Genomic DNA, 15,326 nt, shown 5'->3' with positions numbered 1-15,326 from the left:
CGAAAAACCTGTCTGTTTGCAAACCTGTCTGTGTACAAGTAGGTCTTCAAAATACGGAAATATCGTCGTCAAAAGGTACAAAAGAATGCGGTGAGAATTGATGCCTTTGGAACGCTGTTAAGAATAAAATCGGTAACTCTTGACCGAATCTCCCAGCATCCCCTGCACAATTGCTTTACTGATGGCAGAACCCGAAGCGAGGTCGAAGCGGGCAAACATAGGAGAGGAGTTGATTTCCAAAAAGCGTAGTTCACCCGATTCTGGATCGGTCTTGAAGTCGGCGGCAGCAAAGTCTAAGTGCATACATGCCATCAACTGGGTCAATTTTTCCACCAAATCCGCTGGTGGACCGGTTTGGATGACCTCTACATCTTGTTGTACGCGGTAGTCCAAAGACTCAGTTTTCATCCAGAATGCGGCCCAAACCCCCCGTATGCCATAAATACGTAATTCAGGTTGTACCAAGCGGGGTTGTATGGTCATAGGAATTTCGTGTATCAAGCGGTCTTGTAGGGCTTCGGATAAGAGGCGGGTTTGGTCGCCGCCGGGGATGGGTTTTGAAATATAGCCCACACCTTCTAACTTGTCGAGCAAGGCCGTTTGGTTGGTGGCCACAGAATAGGGCGGTTGTAGCCCTAATGCAGCCGCTTTTATCAGTACGGCCAATTTGTTGGTCCGTTGGTGATTCCGGTTAAACAGTACCACGTCCTCATGTGCCAATGCCCAGCCATAAAATAGTTCGTGCCACGCTTGCGCACGGCGTACAAGAGGTGCCTGCGATGCTCCAAATGAGGCAAAAACATCGAACCGATGGAAAAGTGCCGTCGGTCGGACTTCTTGGCCATCCAGAATGAGCCGATCGGCAGAGAGGTCCCAGATTACTTCTGGAATAGCTTCTTGACCTACCAAAATGGGTAAAAAAGGCACATCTGCCTCCTGTAGTACCTGATAAAGGGAGGCAATATTGGGATCCTTCGTCCCACCAAACAAACCTATCATTGCAAAAGCCAATAAAAAGGCCCACCGAATAGGTCGGTAGGCCCGGAATTTAAGACTCTTCTCCCACCATCATCGTGGTCGCTTTGGGAGGATCGCCCTCTTCACCAATCGCCAACGTAGTGGCCATCTCTTCTTCTCCCACCATCATCGTGGTAATCGGGAGACGACGGCCATACATTTTAGGCAAAGGACGTCTTGTTAAGGCTTTGCGTTCAGCGCCTCCAGTGCAAAGGGTCTGTTCGGTTGCTTGTAAGGCCAGAGGCACCAAGTCTGCAAGAATTGTTTTTCGCATGGTTTTGAAAATTAGAAAGGTGAAGGATATTGGATTTAAAGCATTACACGAGATCTATCAGGTACACCCATGTTCTTTTCAATGGAGACGATTCTTATTCCCAATGGCTTAACAGTGAAAGAAGGAAAATTTCACTGTTCCACGCTTTTCCATTGAATCTCAGTGTCCTCCGTCGCGGGCATCGGTTTTCCAAACCGCCACCACTTCGTCGCCCTCCACCGCAAAAAGTTGTGGCTGTGTGTGTACCACCACACAAGCATGATTGGGCAAAAGGCGCACACGGTCTCCCACGTTTAGGGTTGCGCCTCCAGCCACCTGCACCCACGCATGTTCCTCGGATAGAGACGTTATGCGGGTATGCGGCTGGGGCAACATTTTTTCGGGGTTGTAGAGGAGTTGCCCGTAGTCACCGGCACCAAACCGCATATCCGAGGTAAGAATTTTTTTTCCGGCGTCTAAGAATAACTTATCCTTGCCACGTCGCGAGCGTTGCCGTGAAACAACGGTTGTAAGCACGGTAAGGGCACAATCGGTGGTACGTACCGTGCCGAGTGATACCTGGGTTCCATCGTTGAAAACATAGTTTCCGGGACGAATTTCGGTGATGCGGAAGCCCTGACGTTGCTGTTGCTGGAAGTGCTTGACGGAAGGTGTAGAGCCAATGCTGATCTCTAAGGCGTCTGGGGTGACCAACCCTGCTTCGCCCATTCGCGTAGCAAAAGAAAGCATCATCCCCCGTTCTTCTCGGGCAACCCTCGCTAACGCCGCGTCTAAAGGTTCTGCCTCGTGTTCCGGCCCGTGATACGACTGTCCGGCATGACATAAAATACCGCTGAGCCGCAATCCGGGTAATTTATTGACCAAACGCACAAAATCGAGGCTATCGAGGCGGTTCCAAGGAATACCTGTCCGGCCGTAGTTCACATCTACCTCAATCAAAACTTCGGCTTGCGCCCCATGTGCAGCGTAAAAGTCCGATGCAGATTGCGCCCCTTCGGTTGTATCCACACAAAAAGAGATGCGTACCCCCTCTTGCATCAACCGAAGAATACGTGCATGTTTTTCGGTTCCTATAACCGGATAGGCAATCCGCAAATCGTTAAACCCGGCCTTTGCAAAAACTTCGGCCTCACCTACTTTGGCAATGGTTAGTCCCTTGGCTCCGGCAGCCACTTGCTTATGGGCGATAGCCACCGATTTATGGGTTTTGGTGTGCGGACGGAGCGAAACGCCTTGTATATCCGCTTTGGACTGCATCTGGGAAATATTGGATTCAAGCCGCCGGACATCAATCAGTAGGGCTGGGGTGGAAAGATCATGTATCTGCATGGAAAAAAGGGTTTAGGCCGTATGAAAAAGATTTATAAGGGAGCCATAACAGGTAGTAGGCAGAAAATACAGGAAAAGCAGCCAAAAAAAACGACTCCGAAAATTGAAGTCGTTTGTGGGCGATGACGGATTCGAACCGCCGACCCCCTGCTTGTAAGGCAGGTGCTCTGAACCGGCTGAGCTAATCGCCCAAAATAGAAAAGAAACAATGGAGCGGGAAACGGGACTCGAACCCGCGACCCTCAGCTTGGGAAGCTGATGCTCTACCACTGAGCTACTCCCGCTTCTTTGAGAGATACTGTTTTTAGTACGAACTGAAAACTACGCTGACTTTTTGTGAATGTCAAGACCTTGTGTTGATTTGTTGGAAAAAATTTGTATCTTCACAATTCTGTAAAGAAATCTAACATCATTCTACCAATTATTTAGACGACGATGAAGCGTACGTACCAACCGAGCCGCCGCAAGCGCGTAAATAAACATGGATTCCGCGCCCGGATGGCGAGCAAAAATGGCCGTAAATTGCTGGCCCGCCGCCGTGCACAAGGCCGTCACCGCCTGACGGTTTCTGATTCTATGAGCGGTAAGTAACCCCGTTTGGCGAGTTTGCTCCCAATCCTGTATTCTTTAGATAAGTATGAAGCCCCTTGGGCTGCCCCGCGATATTCGGTTAAAGCGTAAAAAGTGGATTCAGTCCCTTTACTCCCGTAACGAACAGGGAGGCTTAACCGTAGCTGCTGGCAGCATACGGATATTGTATCGGCTGGTCGCCCTTGAAACGGCGGACAGCCGACTTCCGTTTCAGGCGGGCTTCACAATGGCCCGTGGAATACGTAAGGCAATTGATCGGAACCACATTAAACGGCATTTGCGCGAGGCTTTTCGGCTAAACCGAAAGCTTTGGCCCTCCGAAATGCCCTCCGAAGGCTTCATGTTGGTGATGATGGTGTTGTACCGGGGGAGCCTTTCCGAGGCCGCAAAGCGCATCCCCACCGACATGCCTGTGGTGCTTAAACGGCTCCAGCGAGCCTTGAAGGATGTAATCCCGGTGAAGCAGGTGGACGTCTGCAACCCACCGAAGGACGATTGAGTATCTTTAATTTCATCCGATTTTTTTAACCCAAATACCTACATCGTGGATCGCAATACGATACTTGCGGTGGTGCTGAGCAGCGTGATCATGATTGTGTGGATGGTGTTTTTTATGCCGTCTCCACAACCACCTGCAAAAGAAGCCGCCAAACCCAAGCAGGAACAAGCCCAAACCATTGAACGTGATGAACCAGAACCAATGGCCAAGGCTGCAGATATTGACTCTGTTCTAACCGAAGTGCAAAGTGGTGTGGAGGAACTTGTAACCGTAGAATCTGATCTGTACAAAGCTACATTTTCGTCGAAAGGCGGCACCTTACGCTCCTTTGAACTAAAAAAGTTTACGAAGTGGAACCGTAAAACGCCCATTCAATTGGTTCATAAGGGGAAAGAGGGCGCCTTGGGCTTAGAGTTTTCTACCCCGTGGAACCGCTCGGTAGAGACCCGATCCTTGTTTTTCAAGCCTCAGAACCTGACCGGAAATAAACTGACGGTGGGCGATAAGTCCGAATTGGTGTACAGCTTACCCATCAAAGGGGGGGAACTGCGACAAATTTATACGTTCAAAAAAGGTTCGTATGAAGTGGGCTATCGCATTGAATCCACCAATCCTTCTGCCTACTCGACCGGTCAGGGATACGACTTGGTGTGGTATGGTGGGATTCCCTTTTCCGAACAGGGCGTATTTCAGGAAGCAGAAGGCGCAAGTGCCCATGCCCGTTGGGGGGGAGAATTGGTGATGTTTGATATTGGGGCTGGCAAAGAGCAAAACAAACTGATGACCGGACAAGTGGATTGGGTATCTGTGAAAAACCGATTCTTCACGAGTGTGATTATCCCGACCAAAACCCCAAAAGGTGCAGAATTAACGGGTCGTATGATTGGGGATAAAACCAATCCTAAATACTTCGAGGACTACACCGCCCGTTTCGAAATGCCTCCGTTGAAGGCAGAAAAAGCGGATTCTTATAAGTTGTATTTAGGTCCCATTGAGCGCGAAACTTTAGAACCATATAACCTTGATTTATATGGGATGATTGATTTTGGCAGCTTTTTGGGCGGGATGTTGCGGTTCATCTCGTTATACATTTTCTTGCCGGTCTTTGGTTTCCTACATACCTTTATCCCCAATTATGGTGTCATTATTCTGCTGTTTGCACTGCTTGTAAAGATTGTCTTGCATCCTTTAACGGCCAGTTCTATGAAGAGTATGGCCAAGATGAAAGCCATGCAGCCGAAAATGCAGGAAATACAGGAAAAGCACAAAGACAATCCGGCAAAGCAACAAGAAGCCATGATGAAACTCTACAAAGAGGCGGGGGCCAATCCTTTGGGTGGATGTTTGCCAATGCTGCTTCAAATGCCGATTCTCTTTGCGATGTATCGCTTTTTTCCGAATGCGATTGAACTTCGCCAGCAGGGCTTCTTGTGGGCGACAGACCTTTCGGCGCCGGATGTATTGCTGCACTTGCCTTTCGCCATTCCGATGTATGGCGATATCATTACCGGTTTTTCGCTCTTGATGACCATTTCGATGATTGTACAGATGAAGGTACAAGGGACTTCTACTCCCGATCAGCCAGGGATGCAGGTGTTTATGTACATCATGCCCGTTATGATGTTGGTCATCTTTAATGGACTTTCTTCTGGATTGAACCTCTATTATTTGGCTTTTAATATCTATTCGGTCATTCAACAGCGGTGGGTCAATACGCACTTGGAGAAAGCTGGATTGATTGAAGCGAAGCCAACAAAAGCGAAAACGCCCGCCCAAAAGAAATAAGCTTGGGGTACTAAATATTATGTTTTTCCGGAACACCCGTGTCTCGTAGAGGTACGGGTGTTTTATTGTCTCAGCAATCAAACGAATATGCAAGTGGTAAGAAGTGATACCATCGTAGCCATAGCAACGGCCCGTGGGCGAGCCGCCTTGTCCATTGTCCGTTTATCGGGGCCAGAAGCTGTGTCTATAGTCGCCGCGTGTTTTCGTGGGAAGTCTTTAGCGCAGGCGAAGGGCCATACCGCCTTTTTTGGCTATCTAACGGATATTCAAGGAAACGAAATAGACCAAGTGGTGGTGACGGTGTTCCGTGCGCCAAAGTCGGCAACGGGCGAAGACATTGTGGAAATCACGTGTCATGGCGGTGATTTTGCACCGCAACTCATTTTGCACCGTTTAGTGCAAGCAGGAGCCCGTTTGGCCGAGCCGGGAGAATTCACTCAGCGGGCTTTTCTGAATGGGAAAATGGATCTTGCGCAAGCGGAGGCTGTAGCAGACCTAATCCACGCATCGTCTTCGATGGCACATCGCGTATCGTTGAACCACCTTCAGGGGCGATACTCGGCACAGATCATGGCGCTTCGGGCCGAACTGATGGAATTGGTAGCCATGATTGAATTGGAGTTGGATTTTGCCGAAGAAGATGTGGCCTTTGCTGATCGAGATCGGTTGGCAGCGCTCTTAAAAAATGCACAAATTTTATTGGCTGGATTGTTGGATTCGTGGCGGGTAGGCGCCTTTCTAAGGGATGGCATTCGGGTGGTGATTGGTGGTCGGCCCAATGCTGGAAAGAGTACGCTCTTGAATGCGCTGATCGGACGTGATAGGGCCATTGTCAGCCCCATTGCCGGTACCACCCGCGATGAAATTGAAGTGGATGTGGAGGTGATGGGCTTTTTGTTCCGGTTCGTGGACACGGCGGGATTGCGGGAAACTCAAGACTTGATCGAGGCCGAGGGGGTACGGCGGGCCGAGTATTCCATCCGAACGGCCGATCTTTTGCTGTATGTGTTTGATGCGGTTATAGGATTGGACGAGGAAGAAGCGGCACTGCTAACAACATTAAAACAAGCCCAACCGCAGTTGCCAGTATTACGAGTGGCAAATAAAGCGGACTTGGCTCCTGAGAGGGGTTTGGGTGAGGCTGATTTTAGGCTCTCTGCGGCCCATTGGGATGATCCGGCGTTGGAAGAATTGCGGAAGAGGTTGGTGCAAACGGTCACCGTTGGTTTGGCTGATGCCGAAGCTTCGGCAGTGGTCACAAACCAACGGCATCGCCAGCATTTGGCAAAAGCATTGAGACATGTCGAAACGGCACAAGACCTCTTGTTAACAAAAATGGCCTCCGGAGATCGGCTGTCTTTAGACCTACGCTTGGCACTTCACGAATTAGGCGCGATCACTGGGGAAATTACCACCGAGGATATTTTGGGAGAGATTTTTTCTCGGTTTTGTATTGGAAAATAATGGGTTCTTCTGCCGTTTAGGAGGAACCTCTTTTGTGTGACGCCCTGTTAACTATTTCCCCAAGCTACAAACCGATCGTCATGATGTGGTGTTCATAAAATTTTGTGGTTGTACCAAACCAGTCCATTGTGGGTAAGGTCTAATCCTTGCAACCAGCAAATTCTACAAAAGGAATCTTTTTCTACAAATATTGATGTTGTGGTAAACTACCCATATTCTCTGGAGTGTATGATTCTTTAAACCAGAGGGATTATGTGTTATTGGCTTCTGTTATTGCTTTTTCTGTTATTGGGCAATGGAGTATTATTTGCTCAAGCGGTGTCGGATACGTGGTCGGTAGATAATGCAAAAACGATCAAAACTTGGACCAACGAGTTAGGAATGAAGTTCTCGCTGATTCCCAAAGGGACTTTTATTATGGGAAGTCCAGATTCAGATCCAGATGCCGATGCGAACGAAACGCCAGCACATGAAGTTGCCCTCACGAAAGATTATTACCTGAGCCAGCATGAGGTGACACAAGAACTTTTTCAGCGTTTTATCAGCGAAACGAATTATAAAACGAGTCGTGAACGCGGGAATCGTTCGGAGACTTGGCGCAATACCTTTACGGGTAGCCGAAACCCCGTGGTTTATGTTTCGTGGAACGATGCACAAGCATTTGTTACGTGGCTTAATAAGCGGGAACAAGTGAAATGGTATCGTTTGCCTACCGAAGCAGAGTGGGAATATGCGGCTCGTGCCAGAACCACAACCCGGTATTATTGGGGAGACGATCTGGTGGAAAACCGCGCAAATTGTGATGGTTGTGGGAGTAAGTGGGACAATCATTCTCCGGCTCCCGTTGGTAGTTTTCCACCCAATCCGTGGGGGTTATACGACATGCTGGGAAATGTGGAAGAATGGGTGCAAGACCGCTTAGAGGATGAGTTTTATGGCCGATCACCCAAAGAGGACCCGCTTAATGATCCTCCCGACGCACAAGCACCTTGGGTTTTACGTGGTGGATCTTGGCATTTCCCACCAGCCAAAATTCGGGCAGCAAATCGGGTACATTTTGTGATGTCACATCGTGGAGCGGTCGGTTTTCGGGTCGCACGTAGTGTAGAATAAAAGAATGTCTTGCTTCCTTAATTTCGGGGCGAAAGTGGGTCCTGGCCTATATAATTTCCGGGCGGATTGTAGTTACAAACCACCAATAAGGTGTTCCAGCCTCCCACTTGGCAGGTAGAAACGCCGCAGCCCAGTTGCGTGGAGGTCGCCCAAATGACTTGGGTATAATGCCCTACCTGGTCTGGGTAGCTGCTAAAATCTCGAAGCGGACCGGGGGTATAATGCTGTTTTTCATCTGCCCAAGCTTGTACGACTTGTTGGTAGTTGAACCCTGCTAAAGAACCCGTGCTTTGTTGCATAAATAAATTCTCGCCATAGCGTTGTTTCCAGGTTCCTTCGCGTGGACGGTGTTGCATTCGACAGCCATTCTGCGCCAACTGGTTGGCCCATTGTTGTGCAAAATCAGCAAGAGTGGTCTCCCAGCCTGCAATCGGGACTCCTTCGGCAATGCGTACCCGATTATGGGCGTCCAATAGGGCGGTTGCTTGTACAGGGGTGAGCTTGGAGCCGGTTTGATCCTCGATGCGGGTGATGGGCGAATGGGGGGTAGAGGGTATGACTACGATACGTGGAGGTTGGGTTTTCCCCAACGTAAATGTATCTGTTGCGCACATGTCTAACCCTTTGGCTTCGTAAAGGATCTTTCGGTCTGTTCCACGTGCTTGAACATCTATCTGACAATCTTCCCAATCGAAGAGGGTTACCATGAGTTTTTCGTTGGGCGCAAGACGTTGTACTCCGGATAAGATACTCTTGCCCCAATCCATTTCGTCCGATAGCCGGACATAAAGCCGGGAAATTGCCTTGCCCGTTCCATTAATTAACGTAAGGTTTGTTTCTGCCTGTGCCATAGCAGTGTTAGGACCACAAAGCATCCATACACACCATAGAGTAAAGAGCCGAAAAGAAATGTGTGTTGTCATGAAGAGGACTTGTTGAGAAGATGATGTCCTAAAGATACGATATGGGACAGCGTTTTGGGCCTTGGTGTCGTATTTTTTACCTTTGTGTGTCTCTTGTTGCGACGGAAAGCCGAAATCTTTGCGGATATTCAACAAACATTGACTTGAGAATGGCTGCGGGTTATGGATGGCTTTAAATTTGTTTGTAGTTTAACGATTTGCACCGACCTTCCTTATCCTTGCGACCGAACGCATGTTCACATTTTTAAATAATACAGTTCAGTACGCCATTATTGATATAGGCCGTTATTGCTTATTAATGTGGCAAGCCATAAAAGCTGTTACCGAAATCCGCACGTACTATCAAAATTTATTCACCCAGATGGTGAAAATTGGGATAGACTCCTTGCCCATCGTATTACTAACCGCTGCCTTTACAGGTGCGGTAACGACGGTCCAATCTGCCTATCAGTTGGTTTCTCCCTTTATTCCACGCAGTGTGATTGGGGGGGTGGTTTCTCCTTCCATTATCTTGGAACTGGGAGCTGTTTTACCTGCTTTGGTGCTGGCTGGACGTATTGGCGCGCGGATTGCTGCCGAGTTGGGAACGATGCGGGTGACCGAACAGGTGGATGCACTTGAAGCAATGGGGCTAAATTCGGTGGGATTTTTGGTGGTCCCACGGGTTTTGGCAGGGATTTCGATGTTTCCCCTGCTTTATATTGCGGCGGTTATCGTTGGGATTGGGGGGGCAATGATTGCTGGAGAAACGTCGGCAGATCTGCCCGCACAGGAGTTCCTGAAGGGAGCGAGACAATTCTTTAATGCCTTTGATCCGGTTTTTGGGATTATCAAAGCGTGTGTATTCGGCTTCCTGATAACTTCTATCTCGTGCTCGAAAGGCTATTACACCTCAGGTGGTGCAGAAGGTGTTGGTAACAGTACGACACAAGCTGCTGTTACCAGTTGTATTTTTGTACTGCTTTTTGATTATCTTCTCGCCGAGTTGTTGCTCTAACCTGCATAACCCCTATAACATGATAGTAGTTGAAAACCTCACCAAGCGATTCGACGGCAAGACGGTGTTGAACAATGTGTCGTTGGAGATACATGAAGGGGAGACATTTGCCATCATCGGGCGTTCCGGTTCTGGAAAGAGTGTCTTGATGAAGCATATTATTGGGTTGATGAAACCGGATGAAGGCCATGTGTGGATTGATGATGTGAACATCAACCAAGTTTCGTATAAAACGTTGCGTGGGGTCCGTCAAAAATTTGGGGTTCTTTTTCAGGGAGGTGCGCTATTTGACTCGATGAATGCCTTCGACAATGTGGCTTTTCCGTTGCGTATGTTTACGCGCATGAAAGAAAACGAAATCTATGATCGGGTAATGAACTGTCTCTCGGTTGTTTCCTTGCCAGAAGCCGGCAATAAACGTATCTCCGAACTTTCTGGTGGAATGCAAAAGCGGGTGGCGTGTGCCCGGGCCATTGCCCTAAACCCAAAGTATGTGTTCTACGACGAGCCGAACTCTGGCCTTGATCCACTGACCTCTGGAACCATCAATGACCTCATTGCCACGTTGTCTAAAAAAGAGCGCGTGACCGGGATCGTGGTGACACACGATATGCACTCCGTGCTGAAAATTGCAGATCGGGCAGCCTTTATTCACAAAGGCAACCTCCATTGGCTCGGTACGGTAGAAGACCTACACCGGAGTACCGATGCGGTCTTGCTGGAATTTGTGAAAGCAAGTGAATACAAAATTGGGTATTAATGAATCTTAATGCGCCCTTATTTGCTTGACAACTCAAGGGCGTTCTCCAAAAAACACCTTCTATGAAACACGCCAACGAACTGAAAGTAGGCTTAATGGTCATTGTTTTTTCGGTATTGGGCTTTATTGGCTTCCGGTTTATGCAAAATCTTCCAGCAGTGGGAGGAACGTATGAATTGGTCACCTCTTTTAAGGCTGCCGATGGCATCATTGTCTCTACGCCCGTTAAAATTCGCGGAATAGTGATCGGGAAAGTCTCGGCTTTGGAATTTAAGGATGATAAAAGTGAAGTCGTGGTGCGGATGCAAATAGACAAAGAGGTCACCATTCCGAAAGACTCGAAGGTGGTCTTGGAAGGGATAGATGGCGTCGGGGGCATTCGTTTAGAAGTTTTGCCGGGAAGTCCACAGGCAGAGATATTGAAGGATGGGGGATATGTGACGCCCATCCAAAAACCGGAAATGATCGCTAGCCTTGCAGGAAAAGCCAATGGGATCGTAAGTAAGTTGGATAGTGTGATGTTGGCTGCCAATTATCGGATGGACGATGTGGGGCGCATGATGAATGATCCGAATGGTGCGGTGAATACAACGGTGGGCAATGCCAATGAAATGATTCTGAGCCTAACCGCGACTATACAAGCCCTTAAGGGAATCGTTTCTGCACAACAAGTGGCCATAGAAAACATCATGCGCAATGCCGAAGTGGCGACTAGAAGCGCCAATTCGGCGGTGAATAATGTGAATAATTTGACGGCTGATGCCCGACGTTTTACCAATACCCAAACCGATTCACTGGCACGCGCCCTCCAAAACATGAACCGAGTCCTTGAAACCACAAAAGAAACGATTGCCGGATTACAAGTGACCACCCACAACCTAAACACCATAACAGGCCAAATTGCCACCGGAAACGGCTCTGTTGGTCGGTTGTTGAACGATCAGTCCCAACTGTATAACCGAATAGACTCGTTGACCATAAAGTTAAATGAAGTTATGTTTGACTTGAAAAAGAACCCGCGAAAATACCTCCGTGGTGTTGTTCGGGTCTTCTGACCTTGTATTCTATCCGTCCTTTTTGTATAATATTCAGGTTAAGGGTTGGGGTGTTGGATTGGTAACGTCGAACCGTCCAGCGCTCCAGCCTTTTCCTTTGTAGGTATTTTTTTATTCCCCGTCCTATCTCGCACAATCTTCAAGTAAACGGTGTTAAGTTTTTGCTTGCAAGCGCTTTCATAGATGGGTATCTTCTTTTATCCGGAAATAGACACTACGGAGTTCTTTGTCCTTCATCTTCATACACATCATGGAAGTTGCATTAAAGCCAGAAACAACGTCGGAGGTGAATCCTCGAAACAGTCTGTGGACCGCACACATGACGGCACAAACCCTATCAGACCTCTCGCATCGGGTGGTAAGACGGGTGCGGAATCACGAAACATTCATGGTTCACTCTCCGATCAATCAACAAGAACTGGGTCTCTTGCCTTTGTGTGGCATGGCAGATGTGGAAGAAGCGTTGCATCGGGCTAAATTGGCGCAACGTGCTTGGGAGACTGTTCCGGTGAAGGAGCGGGTGGCCGTCTTGAGTCGGTATCACGACCTTGTCCTCGCCCACAAAGAAGCCTTGTTGGATGTCATGCAATTGGAAACCGGAAAGGCGCGGATTCATGCCTTCGAGGAAATATTTGATGTGGCTCTAAATGCCCGATATTATGCAAATGTAGCGCCAGACTTGCTCGCGCCGTCTGCCCGCAATGGAGCTATTCCATTTATCACCGAGACGACCGAATACCATCATCCGGTGGGGGTGGTGGGTATTATTGCGCCGTGGAATTACCCGCTAACGCTTGCAATTTCGGATGCCCTGCCCGCCATTGTAGCCGGAAATGCGGTCATTCTGAAACCCGCCGAGCAAACTTCTTTTACGGCCCTTCTGGGATTAGAACTGCTCATAAAAGCAGGTTTGCCCACCGATGTGTTTCAGGTGGTAACTGGAACTGGCCCGGATATTGGTCCAGCCCTCATCGCCGGGTCTGACTTTTTGATGTTTACGGGCAGCACAGCCACGGGCCGAAAAGTGGCTGCCCAAGCGGGGGAATACTTGATCAAATGTTCGATGGAACTGGGGGGCAAAAATCCAATGGTGGTTTTGGAAGATGCCGATGTGGCCGCCGCCGCCGCTGGTGCCGTTAGGGGGAGTTTTGGGAATGCAGGCCAGTTGTGCATCTCTTTTGAGCGCATCTATGTGGCCCGTTCCATTTATAATGACTTCAAAAAAGCCTTTATTCAGAAAACGGAAGCCCTGCGCTTGGGTACTGATTTTAACCACGAAGTGGAAATGGGCTCGTTGATTTCGCAAATGCAATTAGACAAAGTACACGCCCACGTAAAAGATGCTGTCCACAAAGGGGCAACCGTGCTAACAGGTGGGAAGCCCCGCATAGATCTTGGACCCTATTTTTATGCGCCCACCATTTTGGAAGGCGTAACGCCAGAAATGCACCTGTTTCGTGAAGAGACCTTTGGTCCCGTCGTTGCATTATACCCATTTGATACCGAGCATGAAGCCGTTGATCTGGCAAATGACACTGTTTATGGCCTGAATGCGGCGGTTTGGTCGCGCAATACCAGCCGAGCCGTCACCATTGCCCGAAAAATAAAAGCCGGAACCGTAAACGTAAATGAAACTTATGGTGCAGCTTGGGCTTCGTTAGATGCCCCCATGGGCGGCATGAAACGGTCTGGCATTGGTCGGCGACACGGGGCCGAGGGGCTGCTAAAATATACCGAAAGTCAAACTGTGGCCGTCCAGCGCTTAACCCCGATTGCAAAGCCAGACTTTTTGAGCGGTAGCCAATTTGCGGATGTGATGACGATGGCAGCCAAGGTTTTTAAATGGTTGCCTGGCATTAAATAATTGATACACTCACCTTAAATCCATAGAACCATGCCTACCATCTTTCTCACCGGTTTCCCCGGTTTCCTCGGTTCGGCGTTGGTAGAGCGCCTATTAGACCGTTCCCCACAAGAAGTGTCCATCACTTGCCTGATTCAACCCCGCTGGCGGGGCTTGGCCGAGCAAAAAGCTTTTGGGTTAGAGCGACAAAAGGCCTCTCGGCTGGGGCGTATTCATCTGGTAGAAGGCGATATCACGCGCCCAGGATTGGGGTTGGGAGAAGCATATGCCCAACTACAACAGGAAACACAAGAGGTGTATCACCTTGCAGCGGTCTATGACTTGAGTGTTAAACGCGAATTTGCTTTTCGGGTGAATGTGGAAGGCTCCCGAAATGTGTTGGATTTTGCTGAGGGATGCGACGCCCTCACCCGTTTCCAATATGTGAGTACTTGCTACGTAAGTGGCCGATATGAGGGCGTATTCACCGAAAACGACCTCGAAAAAGGGCAAATCTTTAATAATTTTTATGAAGAGACCAAATATTTTGCCGAAGTAGAGGTGCAGCGTCGGATGAAAGCCGGTCTTCCGGTCTCTATCTATCGCCCCGGAATTGTTGTTGGAGACTCAAAGACGGGTCAAACGCAGAAATACGATGGCCCCTATGCCATTATGCGGTTCCTGATGAACCAACTTTCGGTCGCGGTAATGCCGGTCATCGGAGATACTAACCAATATACTGTCAACATCGTACCGCAAGACTTTGTCATTGAAGCCATTGCTTACTTGAGTGCCCAAAGTACTTCTCTGAACAAGGTATATCAACTGGCAAATCCAAATCCACCATCGGTTGCTGAACTAATTGACCTGTTTGCTGGGGCTACGAAGCGCTGGGTGCTACCGGTTTCTTTGCCGAAAGTCATTGCAAAGTCTGCCTTGGAATATGTGCCTTATGCCCAAGACTTGACAGGTATTACGACGGACGCGGTGGAATATTTTACCCACCCCACCACGTATTCCTGTGAAAACACGGTTCGGGATTTGAAGGAGACCAATATAGCCTGTCCACCGCTGGAAGCGTATGTTGGTACATTGGTGCAATACGTTCAAGCCCATCCGGATATTTCGGCGAAGGCAATGGTATGACGAGGTACCGTGATGTATTTATAAAAATGGGGCTTTGTGGCCCCTTTTTCTTACCTTCAAAGGACGGTATGCGGCAAAAAAAAACCTCCCGAAAGATCGAGAGGTATCCATAATAAAAGCGAGTTGCTTACGGAATCCGGATTACCTGACCTACTTTAATAAGGTCTGGATTCGAGATGTTGTTGAACTCAGCAATTTCTTTGTACTTTGCAGCACTGCCCAGATAGGTCTTGGCAATTTTACCGAGTGTGTCGCCGGAAACCACTTCGTGCGAGAGGCTTTCACCAGAAACTTTGATGTCTGCCTGAATATCGCCGGGGGCTTGGCCGCCGATGGCTTTTATTTTATCCCAAAGGGCGTCTTTTTGGCCTTGGGTCTTTACGGTTCCCCAAACCTTAAGCACGCCATTTGCTTCTTCAACTTTGCCATCGGTTGCTTGGAACGCTTGTCCTAAATCAAGAACCTCTTGGTATTTTGCTTGTACTGACATTTGTGTCCTCCCTTATAAAATAAGTGTGTGTTAGCAGTTA

At 48.7% G+C, this 15,326-nt stretch carries 15 protein-coding genes and 2 tRNA genes; 10 read left to right on the top strand and 7 right to left on the bottom strand.

All coding sequences use genetic code 11. The features are described from left to right. Window positions 1–117 precede the first annotated feature (117 nt). The 5 genes from JNN12_05795 to JNN12_05775 form a co-directional block, all read right to left on the bottom strand. Window positions 118–999, bottom strand: coding sequence for a hypothetical protein (locus tag JNN12_05795; protein ID MBL7977833.1), 882 nt, complete (start codon window positions 997–999; stop codon window positions 118–120). Between the two features lie 49 nt (window positions 1,000–1,048). Continuing rightward, window positions 1,049–1,291: a hypothetical protein gene (locus JNN12_05790; GenBank protein ID MBL7977832.1), complete on the bottom strand. Its 243-nt coding sequence runs from the start codon at window positions 1,289–1,291 to the stop codon at window positions 1,049–1,051. Window positions 1,292–1,450: 159 nt separating this feature from the next. Then, the gene (locus tag JNN12_05785) at window positions 1,451–2,620 is read right to left on the bottom strand and encodes an alanine racemase (GenBank protein ID MBL7977831.1); all 1,170 of its coding nucleotides are present in this window, start codon (window positions 2,618–2,620) and stop codon (window positions 1,451–1,453) included. A gap of 116 nt (window positions 2,621–2,736) precedes the next feature. Continuing rightward, window positions 2,737–2,811: transfer RNA gene (locus JNN12_05780), tRNA-Val, on the bottom strand. An 18-nt stretch (window positions 2,812–2,829) separates the two neighbouring features. Then, a tRNA-Gly gene (locus JNN12_05775) sits at window positions 2,830–2,904 on the bottom strand. A 151-nt stretch (window positions 2,905–3,055) separates the two neighbouring features. Here JNN12_05775 and rpmH point away from each other — a divergent pair. The 5 genes from rpmH (at window position 3,056) to JNN12_05750 (ending at window position 8,072) form a co-directional block, all read left to right on the top strand. Then, window positions 3,056–3,211 carry a 50S ribosomal protein L34 gene (gene rpmH, locus JNN12_05770; GenBank protein ID MBL7977830.1) on the top strand — a complete coding sequence of 52 codons (156 nt, stop codon included), beginning with the start codon at window positions 3,056–3,058 and terminating at the stop codon, window positions 3,209–3,211. A 46-nt stretch (window positions 3,212–3,257) separates the two neighbouring features. After that, a complete protein-coding gene (locus tag JNN12_05765; GenBank protein ID MBL7977829.1) occupies window positions 3,258–3,710 on the top strand; it encodes a ribonuclease P protein component in 453 nt (150 codons plus the stop codon). Window positions 3,711–3,755: 45 nt separating this feature from the next. Beyond that, window positions 3,756–5,495, top strand: a complete 1,740-nt coding sequence (gene yidC, locus JNN12_05760) for a membrane protein insertase YidC (GenBank protein ID MBL7977828.1) — start codon at window positions 3,756–3,758, stop codon at window positions 5,493–5,495. A 93-nt stretch (window positions 5,496–5,588) separates the two neighbouring features. Then, window positions 5,589–6,959, top strand: coding sequence for a tRNA uridine-5-carboxymethylaminomethyl(34) synthesis GTPase MnmE (gene mnmE, locus JNN12_05755; GenBank protein ID MBL7977827.1), 1,371 nt, complete (start codon window positions 5,589–5,591; stop codon window positions 6,957–6,959). 252 nt (window positions 6,960–7,211) lie between these two features. Beyond that, window positions 7,212–8,072 carry a formylglycine-generating enzyme family protein gene (locus JNN12_05750; GenBank protein MBL7977826.1) on the top strand — a complete coding sequence of 287 codons (861 nt, stop codon included), beginning with the start codon at window positions 7,212–7,214 and terminating at the stop codon, window positions 8,070–8,072. Window positions 8,073–8,089: 17 nt separating this feature from the next. Here the strand turns inward: JNN12_05750 and JNN12_05745 are convergent, their stop codons facing one another. Next, complete coding sequence (locus tag JNN12_05745; protein MBL7977825.1) at window positions 8,090–8,995, bottom strand: hypothetical protein; 906 nt, start codon at window positions 8,993–8,995, stop codon at window positions 8,090–8,092. A 232-nt stretch (window positions 8,996–9,227) separates the two neighbouring features. Between JNN12_05745 and JNN12_05740 the strand changes: the two genes are divergently transcribed. The 5 genes from JNN12_05740 (at window position 9,228) to JNN12_05720 (ending at window position 14,796) form a co-directional block, all read left to right on the top strand. After that, window positions 9,228–9,992 (top strand): ABC transporter permease, encoded by a 765-nt coding sequence (locus tag JNN12_05740; protein ID MBL7977824.1) that lies wholly within the window; start codon window positions 9,228–9,230, stop codon window positions 9,990–9,992. 19 nt (window positions 9,993–10,011) lie between these two features. After that, the gene (locus JNN12_05735) at window positions 10,012–10,752 is read left to right on the top strand and encodes an ABC transporter ATP-binding protein (GenBank protein ID MBL7977823.1); all 741 of its coding nucleotides are present in this window, start codon (window positions 10,012–10,014) and stop codon (window positions 10,750–10,752) included. A 62-nt stretch (window positions 10,753–10,814) separates the two neighbouring features. Continuing rightward, window positions 10,815–11,807: an MCE family protein gene (locus tag JNN12_05730; protein MBL7977822.1), complete on the top strand. Its 993-nt coding sequence runs from the start codon at window positions 10,815–10,817 to the stop codon at window positions 11,805–11,807. Between the two features lie 250 nt (window positions 11,808–12,057). Further along, window positions 12,058–13,671: a succinate-semialdehyde dehydrogenase (NADP(+)) gene (locus JNN12_05725; GenBank protein ID MBL7977821.1), complete on the top strand. Its 1,614-nt coding sequence runs from the start codon at window positions 12,058–12,060 to the stop codon at window positions 13,669–13,671. A gap of 30 nt (window positions 13,672–13,701) precedes the next feature. Beyond that, entirely contained in the window at window positions 13,702–14,796 is a 1,095-nt protein-coding gene (locus tag JNN12_05720) for an SDR family oxidoreductase (protein MBL7977820.1), read from the top strand. A 127-nt stretch (window positions 14,797–14,923) separates the two neighbouring features. On the opposite strand, the gene JNN12_05715 is transcribed toward JNN12_05720, so the two are convergent. Continuing rightward, complete coding sequence (locus tag JNN12_05715) at window positions 14,924–15,286, bottom strand: LysM peptidoglycan-binding domain-containing protein (protein ID MBL7977819.1); 363 nt, start codon at window positions 15,284–15,286, stop codon at window positions 14,924–14,926. Window positions 15,287–15,326 lie beyond the last annotated feature (40 nt).

The organism is Bacteroidetes Order II. bacterium, assembly GCA_016788705.1.
In the GTDB taxonomy this organism is placed as follows: domain Bacteria; phylum Bacteroidota; class Rhodothermia; order Rhodothermales; family UBA2364; genus UBA2364.
Note: the sequence above shows the minus strand (reverse complement) of the source record. Positions and strands in the feature narration are given on the sequence as shown.

What these genes read in the sequence shown, in the direction of transcription:
- JNN12_05795 (MBL7977833.1), bottom strand. Translation starts at nt 999, where the DNA reads ATGATAGGTTTGTTTGGTGGGACGAAGGATCCCAATATTGCCTCCCTT.
- JNN12_05790 (MBL7977832.1), bottom strand. Translation starts at nt 1,291, where the DNA reads ATGCGAAAAACAATTCTTGCAGACTTGGTGCCTCTGGCCTTACAAGCA.
- JNN12_05785 (MBL7977831.1), bottom strand. Translation starts at nt 2,620, where the DNA reads ATGCAGATACATGATCTTTCCACCCCAGCCCTACTGATTGATGTCCGG.
- rpmH (MBL7977830.1), top strand. Translation starts at nt 3,056, where the DNA reads ATGAAGCGTACGTACCAACCGAGCCGCCGCAAGCGCGTAAATAAACAT.
- JNN12_05765 (MBL7977829.1), top strand. Translation starts at nt 3,258, where the DNA reads ATGAAGCCCCTTGGGCTGCCCCGCGATATTCGGTTAAAGCGTAAAAAG.
- JNN12_05750 (MBL7977826.1), top strand. Translation starts at nt 7,212, where the DNA reads ATGTGTTATTGGCTTCTGTTATTGCTTTTTCTGTTATTGGGCAATGGA.
- JNN12_05745 (MBL7977825.1), bottom strand. Translation starts at nt 8,995, where the DNA reads ATGACAACACACATTTCTTTTCGGCTCTTTACTCTATGGTGTGTATGG.
- JNN12_05740 (MBL7977824.1), top strand. Translation starts at nt 9,228, where the DNA reads ATGTTCACATTTTTAAATAATACAGTTCAGTACGCCATTATTGATATA.
- JNN12_05735 (MBL7977823.1), top strand. Translation starts at nt 10,012, where the DNA reads ATGATAGTAGTTGAAAACCTCACCAAGCGATTCGACGGCAAGACGGTG.
- JNN12_05730 (MBL7977822.1), top strand. Translation starts at nt 10,815, where the DNA reads ATGAAACACGCCAACGAACTGAAAGTAGGCTTAATGGTCATTGTTTTT.
- JNN12_05725 (MBL7977821.1), top strand. Translation starts at nt 12,058, where the DNA reads ATGGAAGTTGCATTAAAGCCAGAAACAACGTCGGAGGTGAATCCTCGA.
- JNN12_05720 (MBL7977820.1), top strand. Translation starts at nt 13,702, where the DNA reads ATGCCTACCATCTTTCTCACCGGTTTCCCCGGTTTCCTCGGTTCGGCG.
- JNN12_05715 (MBL7977819.1), bottom strand. Translation starts at nt 15,286, where the DNA reads ATGTCAGTACAAGCAAAATACCAAGAGGTTCTTGATTTAGGACAAGCG.